General features: G+C 32.9%; 13 protein-coding genes, 2 tRNA genes and 1 pseudogene. 14 read left to right on the forward strand and 2 right to left on the reverse strand.

Going from position 1 to position 17,307, the window contains the following annotated elements:
• The first annotated feature begins 7 nt into the window (after positions 1-7).
• The 10 genes from dnaB (at position 8) to rlmH (ending at position 11,038) form a co-directional block, all read left to right on the forward strand.
• Positions 8-1,408, forward strand: a complete 1,401-nt coding sequence (gene dnaB / locus CD121_RS01550; protein ID WP_017636738.1) for a replicative DNA helicase — start codon at positions 8-10, stop codon at positions 1,406-1,408.
• A 286-nt stretch (positions 1,409-1,694) separates the two neighbouring features.
• The gene (locus tag CD121_RS01555; protein ID WP_017636739.1) at positions 1,695-2,978 is read left to right on the forward strand and encodes an adenylosuccinate synthase; all 1,284 of its coding nucleotides are present in this window, start codon (positions 1,695-1,697) and stop codon (positions 2,976-2,978) included.
• A 325-nt stretch (positions 2,979-3,303) separates the two neighbouring features.
• Positions 3,304-3,378: transfer RNA gene (locus tag CD121_RS01560), tRNA-Glu, on the forward strand.
• Between the two features lie 7 nt (positions 3,379-3,385).
• Positions 3,386-3,458, forward strand: a tRNA-Asp gene (locus tag CD121_RS01565).
• A gap of 546 nt (positions 3,459-4,004) precedes the next feature.
• Positions 4,005-4,706 (forward strand): response regulator YycF, encoded by a 702-nt coding sequence (gene yycF / locus CD121_RS01570; RefSeq protein ID WP_017636740.1) that lies wholly within the window; start codon positions 4,005-4,007, stop codon positions 4,704-4,706.
• A 12-nt stretch (positions 4,707-4,718) separates the two neighbouring features.
• Positions 4,719-6,545, forward strand: a complete 1,827-nt coding sequence (gene walK / locus CD121_RS01575; protein ID WP_126567330.1) for a cell wall metabolism sensor histidine kinase WalK — start codon at positions 4,719-4,721, stop codon at positions 6,543-6,545.
• On the forward strand, positions 6,538-7,878 hold the full coding sequence (yycH, locus tag CD121_RS01580; RefSeq protein ID WP_070451752.1) for a two-component system activity regulator YycH: 1,341 nt from the start codon (positions 6,538-6,540) through the stop codon (positions 7,876-7,878). The genes walK and yycH overlap by 8 nt, the downstream gene beginning before the upstream one ends.
• Positions 7,879-8,670, forward strand: coding sequence for a two-component system regulatory protein YycI (locus CD121_RS01585; RefSeq protein WP_126567331.1), 792 nt, complete (start codon positions 7,879-7,881; stop codon positions 8,668-8,670).
• Positions 8,671-9,395: 725 nt separating this feature from the next.
• Complete coding sequence (locus CD121_RS01590) at positions 9,396-10,196, forward strand: MBL fold metallo-hydrolase (RefSeq protein ID WP_026083453.1); 801 nt, start codon at positions 9,396-9,398, stop codon at positions 10,194-10,196.
• 362 nt (positions 10,197-10,558) lie between these two features.
• Complete coding sequence (rlmH, locus tag CD121_RS01600) at positions 10,559-11,038, forward strand: 23S rRNA (pseudouridine(1915)-N(3))-methyltransferase RlmH (RefSeq protein ID WP_126567332.1); 480 nt, start codon at positions 10,559-10,561, stop codon at positions 11,036-11,038.
• Between the two features lie 272 nt (positions 11,039-11,310).
• Here rlmH and CD121_RS01605 read toward each other — a convergent pair whose 3' ends face one another.
• Positions 11,311-12,615, reverse strand: a complete 1,305-nt coding sequence (locus tag CD121_RS01605) for a poly-gamma-glutamate hydrolase family protein (RefSeq protein ID WP_126567333.1) — start codon at positions 12,613-12,615, stop codon at positions 11,311-11,313.
• 356 nt (positions 12,616-12,971) lie between these two features.
• On the opposite strand from CD121_RS01605, the gene CD121_RS01610 reads away from it, so the two are divergent.
• Positions 12,972-14,471 (forward strand): NAD-dependent epimerase/dehydratase family protein, encoded by a 1,500-nt coding sequence (locus CD121_RS01610; protein ID WP_126567334.1) that lies wholly within the window; start codon positions 12,972-12,974, stop codon positions 14,469-14,471.
• Positions 14,472-14,621: 150 nt separating this feature from the next.
• Here the strand turns inward: CD121_RS01610 and CD121_RS01615 are convergent.
• A pseudogene (locus CD121_RS01615) lies at positions 14,622-14,891 on the reverse strand (type II toxin-antitoxin system PemK/MazF family toxin); the annotation flags it as partial.
• Between the two features lie 200 nt (positions 14,892-15,091).
• On the opposite strand from CD121_RS01615, the gene CD121_RS12190 reads away from it, so the two are divergent.
• The 3 genes from CD121_RS12190 (at position 15,092) to CD121_RS01625 (ending at position 16,918) form a co-directional block, all read left to right on the forward strand.
• Positions 15,092-15,250: a hypothetical protein gene (locus CD121_RS12190; protein WP_017638051.1), complete on the forward strand. Its 159-nt coding sequence runs from the start codon at positions 15,092-15,094 to the stop codon at positions 15,248-15,250.
• A complete protein-coding gene (locus CD121_RS01620; RefSeq protein ID WP_051522845.1) occupies positions 15,251-15,829 on the forward strand; it encodes a Fic/DOC family protein in 579 nt (192 codons plus the stop codon).
• Positions 15,830-16,114: 285 nt separating this feature from the next.
• Positions 16,115-16,918: a Cof-type HAD-IIB family hydrolase gene (locus tag CD121_RS01625; RefSeq protein WP_126567336.1), complete on the forward strand. Its 804-nt coding sequence runs from the start codon at positions 16,115-16,117 to the stop codon at positions 16,916-16,918.
• Positions 16,919-17,307 lie beyond the last annotated feature (389 nt).

Raw genomic sequence — 17,307 nt, forward strand, 5'->3', positions numbered from 1 at the left:
ATCAATAATGGATAATATGTACGAGCAAAATCAAATGCCACATAGCAATGAAGCCGAACAATCTGTCTTAGGTGCCATTATTATTGATCCAGAATTGATTAATACAACTCAGGAAGTGTTACTTCCTGAGTCATTTTATAGAGGCGCCCATCAACACATTTTCCGTGCGATGATGCACTTAAATGAAGACAATAAAGAAATTGATGTTGTGACGTTGATGGATCAACTTACAACTGAAGGAAGTTTAAGTGAAGCGGGTGGTCCGCAATATCTTGCAGAATTATCTACAAATGTACCTACTACAAGAAACGTTCAGTATTATACGGATATCGTATTCAAACACGCGCTTAAACGTAAATTAATTCAAACTGCAGATAGTATTGCTAATGATGGATATAATGATGAATTAGAATTAGATACTATTTTAAGTGATGCGGAACGACGTATTTTAGAATTGTCATCCACACGTGAGAGTGATGGCTTTCAAGATATTAGAGACGTATTAGGTAAAGTGTATGAAACTGCGGAAGAACTCGATCAAAATAGTGGTCAAACACCAGGTATACCAACAGGCTATCGTGATTTAGACCAAATGACAGCAGGATTTAACCGAAATGATTTAATTATATTAGCGGCACGTCCATCTGTAGGTAAGACTGCCTTCGCACTTAATATTGCACAAAAGGTAGCGACACATGAAGATTTATATACTGTTGGAATCTTCTCACTAGAGATGGGGGCAGACCAATTAGCTACACGTATGATTTGTAGTTCAGGTAATGTCGACTCTAACCGTTTGAGAACTGGTACGATGACGGAAGAAGACTGGAACAGATTTACTATTGCAGTCGGTAAGTTATCCCGTACTAAAATATTTATCGATGACACGCCAGGTATTCGAATCAATGATATACGTTCTAAATGCCGTCGACTTAAACAAGAACACGGTTTAGATATGATTGTGATTGACTATCTTCAATTAATTCAAGGTAGTGGTTCAAGATTCTCAGATAACCGTCAACAAGAAGTATCTGAAATCTCACGTACGCTTAAAGCTATTGCCCGTGAGTTAGAATGTCCAGTTATCGCATTGAGTCAGTTATCACGTGGTGTGGAACAACGACAAGATAAACGACCAATGATGAGTGATATTCGTGAATCAGGTTCTATCGAGCAAGATGCTGATATCGTCGCTTTCTTATATCGTGATGATTATTATAATCGCGGTGAGGATGAAGATGATGACGATGATTCAAGCTTTGAACCACAAACTAATGATGATAATGGTGAAATTGAAATCATCATCGCTAAACAACGTAACGGCCCTACCGGTACCGTTAAACTACACTTCATGAAACAATATAATAAATTTACTGATATTGATTATGCTCATGCAGAAATGGGGTAAAAAATATTACAAATAAATTTCCGTACGATAAAATTAATTTTAGTTTTATTGTACGGTTTTTATTTTGTCTTTTAGCTTGATATTATGAATAAGTTTGTATATTGATTTTTAGTTAATTACTCTAAAATACTTTATTTAAAGGGTTTGTCAGACTTTTGAAGATTATATGTTTTCTTAAAAGGTAAATCATGTTGCCCAAAATTAATGTTCGATTTTTATTTGCAATATGGTATTTATATTGGTAAAATACTTCATGGTTAAATGAGAAAAATTTGGAGGTGCTCATATGTCATCAATCGTAGTAGTTGGGACACAATGGGGAGACGAAGGTAAAGGTAAAATTACTGATTTCTTAGCAGAGCAAGCAGATGTTATTGCACGTTTTTCAGGTGGTAATAACGCAGGACATACCATTCAATTTGGTGGAGAAACATATAAATTACATTTAGTACCATCAGGTATCTTTTATAAAGATAAATTAGCTGTAATCGGTAATGGTGTAGTTGTAGATCCAGTTGCATTACTTAAAGAATTAGACGGTTTAAATGAACGTGGTATCTCAACAGATAACTTACGTATTTCAAACCGCGCGCAAGTGATTTTACCTTATCATATCGCACAAGACGAATTTGAAGAGCGTCTTCGTGGTGATAATAAAATCGGTACAACGAAAAAAGGTATCGGCCCAGCATACGTAGATAAAGCACAACGAATTGGTATCCGTATGGGAGACCTAATGGAAAAAGAAACTTTCGAAAGACGTCTAAAAGAAAATATTGCATATAAATCAGCATATTTCAAAGGTATGTTTAACGAAACTTGCCCTAGCTTTGAAGATATGTTTGAAGAATATTACGCTGCAGGTCAACGTTTAAAAGAATTCGTTACAGATACACCTAAAATATTAGATGATGCATTTGTTGCGGATGAGAAAGTATTATTCGAAGGTGCACAAGGTGTTATGTTAGATATCGACCATGGTACATACCCATTCGTAACTTCAAGTAACCCAGTAGCAGGTAACGTAACTGTAGGTACAGGTGTAGGTCCAACTTACGTGTCTAAAGTAATTGGTGTTTGTAAAGCATATACATCACGTGTTGGTGATGGCCCATTCCCTACTGAATTATTTGATGAAGATGGACATCATATTAGAGAAGTTGGTCGTGAATATGGTACAACAACAGGACGTCCTCGTCGTGTAGGTTGGTTCGACTCAGTAGTATTACGTCATTCACGTCGTGTGAGTGGTATCACAGACTTATCTATTAACTCAATTGATGTTTTAACAGGTTTAGATACAGTTAAAATTTGTACCGCTTATGAATTAGACGGTGAAAAAATTACTGAATATCCTGCAAACCTAGATCAATTACAACGTTGTAAACCAATCTTCGAAGAGTTACCAGGTTGGACAGAAGATATTACGGGTTGTCGCAGTTTAGAAGAATTACCTGAAAATGCACGTAAATATTTAGAACGTATTTCTGAGTTATGTGGCGTACACATTTCAATCTTCTCAGTTGGTCCAGACCGTGAGCAAACAAACCTATTAGAAAAATTATGGTAAAGTTTAGGGAACAATAAATTTTATACTCTAATATTTTGATAAAAACCGATTCGTCCATAAAAGCGAATCGGTTTTTTTCTGTTTATATCAACAACTATAATATTTGTTGGTGAGATAGCATGATTAAATAAGTTTAATTCATTACCATTGTATATATACATACTCAATTCAAGTAAGTCATTTTCAAATAGTCATAAGTCTATCAACACTTTTATAGCAATATTTCTCCTTTATTAACATTTCAAAAATAATGTTATATTTATGTAAAAAAATAGCTTGTCATGTAAATAACGGCTATGCTATAATCTATCTTGTGCTTAAGAACGGCTCCTTGGTCAAGCGGTTAAGACACCGCCCTTTCACGGCGGTAACACGGGTTCGAGTCCCGTAGGAGTCACCATTTTTTAGGTCTCGTAGTGTAGCGGTTAACACGCCTGCCTGTCACGCAGGAGATCGCGGGTTCGATTCCCGTCGAGACCGTATTGCCTACCCAAGAGGGTAGGCATTTTTTATGTCTATTTTTATTAATTAGCAAAGTCATTCATCAACTTATTCGCTTTCCTACTCTATAGCAACGCACATCATTCTACACTATAGATAAATGAGCCAATTTCCCATCACATCATGCTACGATCCACTCATTTTACAACTCTATGACAATAGGCAATCGAAACTTAACATTTACCCTTTCACTGCAACTAAAGAAATGTAAAACATTGAATTAATCACTTTTATACTAAATTTTTATATTACAAAATAATGAAATAGATATCATTTAGTTTTTAAAGGTTACTGAAAGTGTTCAACTTATTTTGTGATATACAATTTTGGTGGTAAACTTATATATAATATTATTCTATAATTTTTTATACAAAAATAGAATTAACCGTTCATAAATGGTAAATTATATAGTAGTTACTGTGCTATCAATGCACAATAGTTTGAGTCGTGAAAAAGGTCTCAAACGTTACGAATGAAGCTAAGTTGAACGGTAGAATTATACTTTGAGAAATGAGGTTTATATATATGGCTAGAAAAGTTGTGGTAGTCGACGATGAAAAACCAATTGCTGATATTTTAGAATTTAATCTTAAAAAAGAAGGATACGATGTATTTTGCGCGTACGATGGTAACGACGCAGTAGATTTAATTTATGATGAAGAACCAGACATCGTTCTATTAGACATCATGTTACCTGGTAGAGACGGCATGGAAGTTTGTCGTGAAGTACGTAAGAAATACGAAATGCCAATCATTATGTTAACTGCAAAAGATTCTGAAATTGATAAAGTTTTAGGATTAGAATTAGGTGCGGATGACTATGTGACGAAACCATTTAGTACGCGTGAATTAATCGCTCGTGTGAAAGCAAACTTACGTCGTCATTATTCTCAACCAGCACAAGAAGTGAATGATGCAACAAACGAAATTTCAATTAAAGATATCGTCATTTATCCTGACGCATATTCTATTAAAAAACGTGGTGATGACATCGAGTTAACACACCGTGAATTTGAGTTGTTCCATTACCTTTCTAAACATATGGGTCAAGTAATGACACGTGAACATTTATTACAAACTGTGTGGGGCTATGATTATTTTGGAGATGTACGTACAGTGGACGTAACGATTCGTCGTTTACGTGAAAAAATTGAAGATGATCCATCACACCCTGAATATATTGTGACACGTAGAGGCGTTGGATACTTCCTCCAACAACATGATTAGAGGTTCAGTCGAATGAAGTGGCTTAAACAACTCCAATCCCTTCACACGAAACTAGTCATTGTATATGTCTTACTGATTATTATTGGTATGCAAATTATTGGTTTGTATTTTACTAATAGTTTGGAAAAGGAATTATTAGATAACTTTAAAAAGAATATTACGCAATATGCGAAACAATTAGATGTAAGCATTGAGAAAGTTTATAACGAAAAAGGTTCGGTTAACGCTCAGAAAGATATTCAAAATCTTTTGAGCGAGTATGCCAACCGTCAAGAAATTGGTGAAATTCGTTTTATAGATAAAGATCAAATTATTATGGCGACGACGAAGCAGTCTAACCGCGATCTTATCAATCAAAAGGCAAACGATAGCTCTGTTCAAAAGGCATTATCACTAGGTCAAAGTAATAACCATATGGTATTGAAAGACTATGGTAATGGTAAAGAAAGGGTTTGGGTATATAACATACCTGTTAAAGCTGATAAACAAACGATAGGCAATATTTACATAGAATCGAAAATTAATGACGTATACAATCAACTGAATAATATTAATCAAATCTTTATTGTAGGTACCGCTATTTCGTTATTTATTACCGTCATACTCGGTTTCTTTATTGCACGAACGATAACCAAACCGATTACCGATATGCGTAACCAGACAGTTGAGATGTCTAAAGGTAACTATACCCAACGTGTTAAAATTTATGGTAATGACGAAATCGGTGAACTTGCGCTCGCATTCAATAATTTATCCAAACGAGTTCAAGAAGCACAAGCGAATACGGAAAGTGAGAAACGCCGTCTAGACTCTGTTATCACACATATGAGTGACGGTATCTTAGCAACAGATAGACGTGGTCGTGTACGTATCGCCAATGATATGGCACTTAAAATGCTAGGTATGGCTAAAGAAGACCTTATCGGCTACTATATGTTAAGTGTTTTAAACTTAGAAGAAGAATTCTCACTAGAAGAAATTAATGAAAATAACGACAGCTTCTTATTAGACATTAATGAAGAAGAAGGCATCATTGCACGTGTTAACTTCAGTACAATTGTGCAAGAAACAGGCTTTGTAACAGGTTATATTGCTGTACTTCATGATGTAACAGAACAACAACAAGTAGAACGTGAACGTCGTGAGTTCGTTGCTAACGTGTCACACGAACTACGTACACCATTAACATCTATGAATAGTTATATCGAAGCACTAGAAGAAGGTGCTTGGAAAGACGATGATTTAGCACCACAATTCTTATCCGTTACACGTGAAGAAACTGAACGTATGATTCGACTCGTTAATGACTTACTTCAATTATCTAAAATGGATAATGAATCCGATCAAATTACGAAAGAAATTGTCGACTTTAACATGTTTATTAATAAGATTATTAATCGACATGAAATGTCTGCTAAAGATACAACATTCGTACGCGAAATTCCACAGCAAACTATTTTTGCTGAAATAGATCCAGATAAGATGACACAAGTATTTGATAACGTTATTACGAATGCAATGAAATATTCTCGTGGTGATAAACGCGTTGAGTTCCACGTGAAACAAAATGCACTTTACAATAGAATGACGATTCGTATCAAAGATAATGGTATCGGTATTCCTATTAATAAAGTAGATAAAATCTTTAATAGATTCTACCGTGTCGACAAAGCACGTACACGTAAAATGGGTGGTACAGGTCTTGGTTTAGCAATTTCTAAAGAGATTGTTGAGGCACATAATGGCCGTATTTGGGCAAATAGTGTCGAAGGACAAGGTACATCTATCTTCATTACCCTACCATGTGAAATTATTGAAGATGGTGATTGGGATGAATAGTAAAGAATACATCAAAACGATTATCCTGATACTACTTGTATTAATGAGTATCGTCTTAACCTACATGGTATGGAACTTCTCACCTGATCTATCAAATGCTGATAGTACGTCATCAGATAATAAGAAAGATAATTCTAAACCTATTGGAAAACCAATGAGTGCGAAAATGGATAAAACCATCACACCATTTCAAATCGTTCAATCTAATGGCGAAAAAACAAAAGGTATGCCAGCAACAGGTCATGCAGTATCTCAAATTTTAAGCCCATTAAAAGATAAAAATGTTGATTCAGTACAACATTTAAAACGAAATCATAACTTAATTATTCCTGAATTAAGCGATAACTTTATCGTTCTTGATTTCACATATGATTTACCGTTATCAACTTATTTAAGCCAAGTATTAAACATAGATGCTAAGACACCTAATCATTTTAACTTTAATCGACTACTGATTGATCAAGATCAAGAAGGTCATGTGATATTATATGCGATTAGTAAAGATAGACATCAGGTTGTTAAGATGAAGACATCTGTCAAAGGTAAAGATGTGAATCAATCATTAAAAAATCTTAGCTCAGAAATGCAAAAGTATACAGAAATCATTACCAATAAAGATACGATTGATAAAGCAACACATATTTTTGCGCCAGATAAGCCTAAAGACCTCAAGTGTTATCGTATGGTATTTAATACGATTAATGTAGAAAAAATGAACTCTGTATTATTTAACGATTCAACTATCGTCCGTAGTTCTCAAAGTGGCTTGACGACGTACAATAATAATACAGGTGTTGCTAACTATAACGATAAAAGTGAGAAATACCATTATAGAAACTTGTCCGAAGATGAGAAAAGCTCTACCAATATGGAAGAAACAATTGGTGGTACATTCGAATTTATCAATGGACACGGTGGTTTCTTAGACGAAGATTATAGATTGTTTAGCACTGATAATATGAGTGGTGAATTAACTTATCAACGATTCTTAAATGGTTACCCTACGTTCAACACTCAAAAATTAAATGAAATTCAAGTGACATGGGGCGATAAAGGCGTATTTGATTACAAACGCTCATTATTACGAACTGATGTCATATTGAATAGTGGCGATAAAAAGTCATTACAAAGTGCAGAATCAGTACGCTCAGCACTTGCTAATAATAATAGTATTGATTTTGAACGTGTATCCAATATAGCAGTCGGTTACAATATGGATGACCGACCTAAGAATGATGATATTGAAGTACAACGTAATAGCGAATTTACGCCTCAATGGTATGTCGAATATGACGGCAAATGGTATGCATTTAAAGATGGGGGGCTAGAATAAATGAATTGGAAACTGACAAAGACACTATTCATTTTCGTATTTATTCTCGTCAACATCTTCTTGGTTGGCATATATGTAGATAAAGTTAATAAATCACAGATTAATGAAGCGGAAAGTGATAATCGTGTTAACTTCCAACAAGAAGAAATTAAAGTCCCTGTCGATGTGTTAAACAAAGATGTGAAAGATACAAAAATGCAACAAATTACTGCCCAGTCTAAAAACTTTTCAAGTTATGCTAAAAAACATTCAAGCTTGAGTACATCCGATTCAGGAAAAACAATTAATGGTGAGATAGATAGTACAGTCAATGTGAGTGATAATAATTTAAAAGAGATTAAGAATTATATGAAAGACAATATATTTGGTGGTAAAAATTATCAGTTGAGTAAGATGAATTCTGATTCAATGACTTTTGAACAAACTTACAATGGCTATCCTATAATGAACAATAGTAAAGCACTATTGAAGTTCAATATTAATGATCATAAAGCATCTAGCTACAAACAAACAATGATGAATGATATTCAAGCAGCTAAAGGTTCAAATAGTAGTAAAAGCCAAGTGATAGGCCCTAGAAAAGCAATAGAAGCCCTATACTTCAATCGCTATCTTAAACGCCATGATGAAGTAGTTGACGCACGATTAGGCTACTATTCAGTTGTTAAAGAAACTAACGTTCAGTTATTACAACCTAACTGGGAAATCAAAGTTAAACATAACGGCAAAGACAAAACTAAGACATACTACGTCGAAGCCACAAGTACCAACCCTAAAGTTATAGATAAGTAGTAAAAGGTCTGTAGAAAAGCGCTTAGAGTTTGAGCAGAATCGAAACGGAGAGCAAAATTGTTTCTCAAATTTTGTCGAGCCGTGAGAACTTCTGCCGAGAACTCTGCTTTTCGAAAGCCGTCAATCACAGATTTGCTATTGTTAGTCTTGCCCCGGCAAGGATGACTAGATTAGTAACTAGTCAAAGACGAAGTTAATGATCAGTCAGCTACTGCCAGGTCTGTAGAAAAGCGTTTAGAGCTTTAGCTCAGGCGAACCTTTAAAAGTAATACTTCGTATTGTAGGGGCTCCCTTTCCCAGGGTACAGTTTCAGCCAGAAATACTGCACAGATAAATCTGTGAGTATTTCTAAGGTCTTCAACTAGTACTGTTCCCTCGGGAGTTTCGCCATAAATACTTCGTATTAATATATAAGTTTAACTGTCTACAAAGGTTTGTACTTTGTAGGCAGTTTTTATGTGGTTACTCGTATATTGTATTAGTGTTTCGTTAATTAAATAGAGCATAGGAAAAATTTAATTTATCAATATACCGGTAGTTTAATAAACGGAGTATTGGCAGATTAATGTCATAATTGGTATAGTATAATATAAGCTATTTTAAGAACGGGTGGTTTCAGTACATAACTGAAATCAAAAAGTTAATCAATTAATAAAGAAAAATACAAAAATGATACGGAAGGCACTCTTACGTCACTAAGAGGGATGAGTGCTATATTAGAAAGGATGAGCCGCTTGATACGCATGAGTGTATTAGCAAGTGGTAGTACGGGCAATGCCACATATGTAGAAAATGAAAAAGGAAGTATTCTTGTTGATGTTGGTCTAACAGGTAAGAAGATGGAAGAACTTTTTGGCCAAATCGACCGCAATATCAAAGATTTAAATGGTATTTTAGTTACACATGAACACATTGACCATATTAAAGGTCTAGGTGTGTTAGCACGTAAATATAACTTACCTATTTATGCTAATGAAAATACTTGGAAAGCAATTGAAAAGAAAGATAGTCGCATTCCAATGGATCAAAAGTTCATATTCAATCCTTATGAAACACAATCTATTGCGGGGTTTGATATAGAATCATTTAACGTGTCACATGATGCGATTGATCCACAATTTTATATTTTTCATAATGATCATAAGAAGTTTACGATTTTAACAGATACTGGTTATGTTTCAGACAGAATGAAAGGTATGATTCAAGGTAGTGATGCCTTCATCTTTGAAAGTAACCATGATGTGGATATGTTACGCATGTGTCGTTATCCTTGGAAGACAAAACAACGTATTTTAGGTGATATGGGACACGTATCTAATGAAGATGCTGGCTTAGCGATGACAGATGTGATTACAGGTAATACAAAACGTATTTATTTATCTCATTTATCTCAAGATAATAATATGAAAGACTTAGCACGTATGAGTGTTGGACAAGTGTTAAATCAACATGATATTGATACTGAAAAAGAAGTCTTATTGTGTGATACAGATAAAGCACAAGCGACACCAATATATACGTTATAACTATTTTAGACAGAGCGAGACGGGAATGTCTTGCTCTTTTTTATGTCTTTTTCTGTGGAAAAGTCATTGAAGAAGGTCTTAAAAGTGATGTTTATAAGGGATAAGTGGATAAAATAGATTAAGACTATCGTGAAGTTATCCACTGAATTGTTCATAGTTATCCAGAGTTGTGTACAATACACACAGAAATACCCACATTGTACACATACTTATCCACAAAACAACAAGCTATTCCACAGAAATTGTGAATAAATGCTAAAATTTTATAAAAATTAGGGATATAAACTGGTAAAATAAGAGGGAATACTGTGAACAAGTTGATAACTTGTGGATAACTCTAATAAGTATAAGTGGAGGATAATATGAAAATCACAATTCTTTCAGTTGGAAAACTAAAAGAGAAATACTGGAAACAAGCAATTGCAGAATATGAAAAACGATTAGGTGCATATACTAAAATTGAAATAATAGAAGTACCAGATGAAAAAGCGCCTGAAAATATGAGCGATAAAGAAATTGAACAAGTAAAAGAAAAAGAAGGACAACGTTTACTAGCTAAGATTAAACCACAAGCAACGGTTATTACATTAGAAATTGAAGGTAAGATGTTGTCATCAGAAGGTCTAGCTAAAGAACTTAATCAACGCATGACACAGGGCCAAAGCGACTTTGTCTTTGTGATAGGTGGATCAAACGGACTACATCAGGACGTATTACAACGCAGTAACTATGCACTCTCATTCAGCAAAATGACCTTCCCACACCAAATGATGCGCGTTGTGTTGATTGAACAGATATATAGAGCATTTAAGATTATGCGAGGCGAAGCGTATCATAAATGATACGGTTTTTTAGTATTTTGTAATAAAAATTATAAGGTTCTATCTTACATTAAACAAGTTAATGTAAGATAGAACCTTATATAATATAGATTTAGTTATTAATTAAGCTATTAGATATTAGGTGTGAGTTTATTTCAACAATATCTATGAATTAAATAAACAAAGGTCTAGCGACGCCCTTACTCTAGGGATTACTTTAATTAAAAAACGTAAATTAAATTCAATATATAGTAGGCATATGTTTTATATGAAACAACTTGCTTGTAAATATGTTACTTAATTGATGTTTGTTTAATAGCTGTGTGCAATGCATCAACAAATTGATACATCTTTGGTGACCAATTATTTTTATTTTTACGTGAAGTTGTACTCATATTTTGATTTTTAAATAAAGCTTTTCTCAGTGCAGTAGTTAATTCCAATTGAACACCTGTACTATTTTGATTTTTATTAATAAAATTTTGATTATTTAAACCACCTAGATATTCTGGAGGCACTTTAACGGTAAAACCTCTACTTCTCAATTGTGATTGAATAGCATCTCTTAGTTTAGATTTAACTCCTCCTAAGAATACAATTTGGTCGTCGCCTTTTGCGCCATGGATAGAAATGTTTGCTGTTCGTCCTTTGACCATTTTGTTTAACGTTGGATCATCATAATGTGTAGACGTTACATGTAATTGTGTATTATTTGAATTTCTTATTCCTTCAAATGAGAAATAGTCATATCCACCTTGCTGAGCTAATAATTTTGTTAGCTCCGAAGTACCTTGTTCTATGTTTCCGCCATGTGGGGCTACAATAAGTACTTTACTACCTTTATTAGATGTCTCTTTCTTCCAATCAACACCTTCTTTAGTCGATTTTTCTAACTGGGTCATAGATTTGTAGTAATCTTTATGATTGCTTTTACTTGATTTGATTGAATTGACTTTAGGTATTGTTGCTATAGCTGTTGCTTTTTTCTTAGTTGTTGTTTCTGCTAATTTTTTAATTGGTGCTTTAGTTTTTATTGATGATACATGGGGTTTCGATACTGCTGTTTTAGCCTGATTTATTTGTGTTTTTGTTGTATTTGCTGTTTTATTTTTATTTGCTACTTCTACTGTAGAAATAGCTTGTTGGTCGCGTTTTGTTCCTATTGTGCTATTTTTAATATTAGTAGATGAATTTATAGGTGCTTTAGTAGACATTGGCTTTTGAGTTTGACTTGTAGATGTTTGAATAGCTTTTGGTTTCAAAGAAGTCGGTGCTTTAACCTTTTCTGGTTTCACTGTCGTTGAAGACTGTTTTACATTTGCAATTTTAGCTGTTGTTTTCACTGTTGTGGGTGACTTTACTGTTGTCGTCACATGTTTAATTGGTGTTGTGATATTAGAAACACTTGTTCTAGAGTTTTTAATAGTTTTTGTATTTGCTGTTTTTGAATTAGTATTACTCTCATTTTGTACTGTGGATGCATGGGCAGTTGTTTGCTGAGTTATGATGTTTATTGATCCTAAACTTAGTGATGCTGTTATAAATCCTAATGTTATTTTCACAATTGGTTTTGTTCGCTTACTTCTATTTTTATTCATTTGTAGCCCCTTAAATAGTTTGCCATTAACTCATATTAACCTATTCTTTCAAAATAGCAATAACTTTATTTAATTTATTACATATTTAACAATAATTTTTTTTGCCTATACACAATATTAAAATAAATTATTAAGCTGTGCTTAATTAGGATGCGAGAAAGAAATAAAGCAAAAATTGTTTATGCCAAACTCATAATCACTTCATAAAAGCTTAAAATGTTTTAAGAAGGGTACAATGTTAAGTAAGAGACATGAAGTTCTTGTCCATTATGATAATAAGCAAGTGAGCTTGTTAATCTAAAGATGAGCTGAGGTAATGTTTGCCTGCTCATCTTTTTTATTTGGAGGAAAATGATATGAAAAAAATTCTGTTAACGGGCGCATCTGGATATATCGGCAGTCACTTAATGAATAAATTAAAAGAAAACTATGAAATTATAGCTATTTCTAGAAATATAGAAAATAAATCGGATGAGCATAATGTTACATGGAAGGCAGCTGATTTATTTGATTTAAATGAAATAACTGAGGTAATGGAAGATATTGATATCGCGATCTATCTTGTCCATTCAATGATGCCTTCAGCCAAATTAACACAGGCAAGCTTTGAAGATATGGATGCATTGTTAGCTGATAATTTTGCTAAAGCTGCGAGTTATAACAAAGTTGAACATATTGTATTTATGAGTGGTTTGATACCAGATACAAATGAATTATCACCACATTTAAGAAGTCGTTTAGAATGTGAACAAATTTTAGGATCATATGGAGTACCAGTAAGTACGTTAAGAGCGGGATTGATTATAGGTTCTAAAGGAAGTTCTTATCCTATTTTAAAAAAATTAGTAGAAAGATTACCCGGCCTGCTGTTGCCAAAATGGTCTTACAATACAACATTACCAGTCGCAATAGATGATGTTATTGACGGCTTATATAAAATAGTAGAACGTACGCCAAATGAGAATGAATCAATAGATATTGGTGGTCCTAGTCACATGACATATAAAGATCTTTTCAACCAAACCGCAGAGGTACTAGATAAACGTTTGCCTACTATGGATTTACCTATTATTCCTATTTGGCTAAGTAAATATTGGGTGAAACTTATTTCTGGCGTACCAAAAGAGATGGTCTATCCGTTAATGGATAGCTTAATTCATGATATGGTTCGAGAAAATGACCATGTTGTGAAAGGTATTTCTATAGGTAAGACGGATTATAAAGAAAGTGTGCGTATTGCTTTAGAAGAAGAAACGCATACACCAAAGAAATCGAAGTCATCACGTAAGACAGATATTAAAGACGTTAGAGCAATATCGAGGGTAGTCTTACCTCAAGATATGAATATGATTCAATTAGCAGAAGTATATGCCAATTTCTTAAATAAAATTACATTAAATGTCGTTAATAGTGATTTTGACGAAGATAACTTTACGATTACTGTGCCTTGTTTAAATAAGAAATTATTATTATTAAGAAAAGACTTTAAAGCTTCTGACAATGAAAGAATTTTATATCGAATTGTTGGTGGGGATTTTGCTTTAGATATAGATGGTGGTAATGCGAGATTAGAGTTTAGAAGGTTGCCTAATAGTGATGAATGTATTATTGCCTTACAAGAATATAGACCAACATTACCTTGGTGGGTCTATAAGTATACCCAAGCGAAAGTACATAAAAGTGTAATGAACATTTTTAAATTGAAATTAGAAACTGAAAAAAATAAGAAAAATGGAGCTGTAAATATGAAAAAAGTTATTTTACCTGTCGTAATCGTTGGTGCTATTGCCTTAAATTTATATGGATTGAAGAAATATCTAGCTAGAAAAAATAACATATCTAATGCCGAATTGTAGTGGCTAGAAAAGTCGAAATTGACTATAAAACTAAATGAAATAATTAAATTAATCATAAAATTTATAATAATAATGAGCACCCCTAAAGTTGGACCAAAAATCTAACTTTAAGGGTGCATTATATTTTAGCCAAATCTAAGTTTCTCTAATTTATAAAGTAGGTTTTAAATACGTCTGTACCGCTTGTAGTACATCCTTTTTTAAGTTGTCTTGTAATTCATCTCTATAGTTATGATAACGAACATTGAGATCTAGTGAGCGTATTTGAATAGTATCTATGACACCTGTAACTAATCCTTTTTTAGTTTTGACTTCAATGTCAGTGGGAAATCTTACTTCTCGATTTGTAATTGGTAATACCCAAACGAAATCAGTACCTTCAATGCTCATTTGATTGTTTATGACTAGGCATGTGTGTATCTAAAGAGTATTGGATATCGTTCAACAGAAACTCAATAAAAAATTACCTCCACCGTATCGCTAAGAGAGACACAGAGGCGTATCATAAGTGAAGCTAAAAGTTACTAATCTTATAAGAAAACATTAGACTTATTACAAATATTGAGTATCGATAAGTTAAAAGAGACTATGGTATAATATTACCATCAGGAGGCGATAATATGATTACAATTGATTCAAAAGTTAACAAACAAATCGCTAAAAATCTTTCACTTGAAGGCATGGATGTAACTAAGGAACAACAAAAACAAATTCTTGATGTTATTAATAATAAAAAGGAAATTACGAATGAAGTGATTCGTAAAATCGCTTTTAAATAAATGAAATATAAAGCAACTTTTCAGGACGAATATCTTATAAATTCGAACTTGCTAGGTGCCCAAACAATAGATGAATTAGAGCAACTTGAGAAAGTTGCTTTTTATATTGTTGAAGGTTTAATGCAAGAAGAGGGATACGACTTTTTGTTTCCATTATCTGTAAGTTCAATCAAGTTATTACATAAAAAACTATTCGAAAGAATATACAGTTTTGCTGGTGAGATTAGAGATGTAAGCCTTATGAAAGAAAATACGCGGTTTTGTGAACCACAGTATATTAATACAAATTTAAATAAACTCATCGAAGAATTTAAATTAGAAGATGAGTGGTCCGATATAAAGGTTGCAGCAGAGAAACTTGCTTATTATAAAATAGAGTTGAATATGATACATCCTTTTCGTGAAGGTAACGGAAGAACAATAAGGTTAATAGTTAGAGAAATAGCTAAGCTAAAAGGATATGAATGGCGTACTGATTTATTAGATCGAGAAAATTATATAGATGCAATGAAAAAATCAATTTGGAATGAAAAAGCTTTAATTAAAATATTTGAAAACACACTGTTTACATTAAAATAATCTTTATAGATATATAGATAGGCATGTAATAGTTTCGTTTCAAATAATACATATGTTTCAAGTTAGTAGTCACATTGTTAGTCACAAATTAAAGCATCCATCACAGCAAAATGACAGATGCTCTATTTTATCCACAATTCTTAATGTTACTTTTTTAGCAAAGTGAACACAAATCAGTTACTTATACTTATAGTGATTTTTCAATTCAGCCTTTAGTTTAGAAATTATATCATTTATAAAACTGAACCTAGTATATTATTTTTAATAAAAAAAAGAGGGATAGCCATGTTTAAACTAGTAGTTACAGATATGGATGGGACGTTTTTGAATTCGGAAGGTAGTTTTAATCGTGAAAAGTTTCAACAATTATCAACCCAATTAAAAGATAAGGGGATTCGTTTTGCTTTTTGTACTGGTAAGCAAAATGAGCGTGTGGATGCGATTGTTGGAGATTTAACTAATGATTTATTTATCATCGGAGATAGTGCTTCTCGAATTAAAATCAATGATATGAATATTTACGCCAAGACGTTCAGTAATCAACTGGGCCTTGAATTAATTAAGACCATTAAACATATTGATGATCAACTAGTTATTATTGTTTGTACTGAGGGCATGGCTTATGTAGAAGATACTATTTCTCAAAAAGAACGAGATAAGGTTTTAGGGTCATATGAGAAAGTAACATTTTTAGATGATTTAAATAAGATTGATAAAGATATTTTAAAAATTACTATTTTCGATACACAAGGTCAGTGTTTTGAACATGTTAAAGGTTTAGAAAAATACAATGATGATTTATATATTGTTGCTTCAGAAAAGCAATGGATAGACATCACACATAAAGAGGTTGATAAAGGGAAAACCATTCGCTTTCTTCAAAATCTACTAAATATTAGCAGTGAAGAAACAATTGTATTTGGAGATGGACTAAACGATATTCCTTTATTTGAAAATGCACGATACAAAGTTGCAATGGATAACGCCTATACTGAACTAAAAGATAAAGCTAATTTGATTTCTATTAATAATGATAGAGACGGCGTCATAGAAACATTGAATACATTGCTTGAGAACTACGATAATTAAGAACTGCTATACAAATCAAGTTAAGGTACATTAGCCCATTACGTATCTTAGCTTGCTTTTTATCCAATAAAGAAAAACTTCAAAATTGCTCTCTCAATATTTAACCACTTTCTAGCACAAATTCTTTAAACATTTCCATTAACTAAAAAAACTTAATTTTTTGTTCTTAACAAAAATATGTAAAGTGATGAAACAACAAAAAATAAATATAAAAAATATTGCGAAAACTTATTGTAATATTTGTAATAATTTTGTAACATAAAAGAGCAATAACTAATTTCAATAGGGATGTGGAAAAATTATGAATAAAATGGGTAAATTGATTCTTTCAGCAGGTATTGTTTTAACAGGTGCAACAGTTAGTGTTGCGGGTGTAGCAACTCCAGTAA

Origin of the sequence: Staphylococcus pasteuri, from assembly GCF_003970495.1 — a bacterium.
Taxonomy (GTDB): domain Bacteria; phylum Bacillota; class Bacilli; order Staphylococcales; family Staphylococcaceae; genus Staphylococcus; species Staphylococcus pasteuri.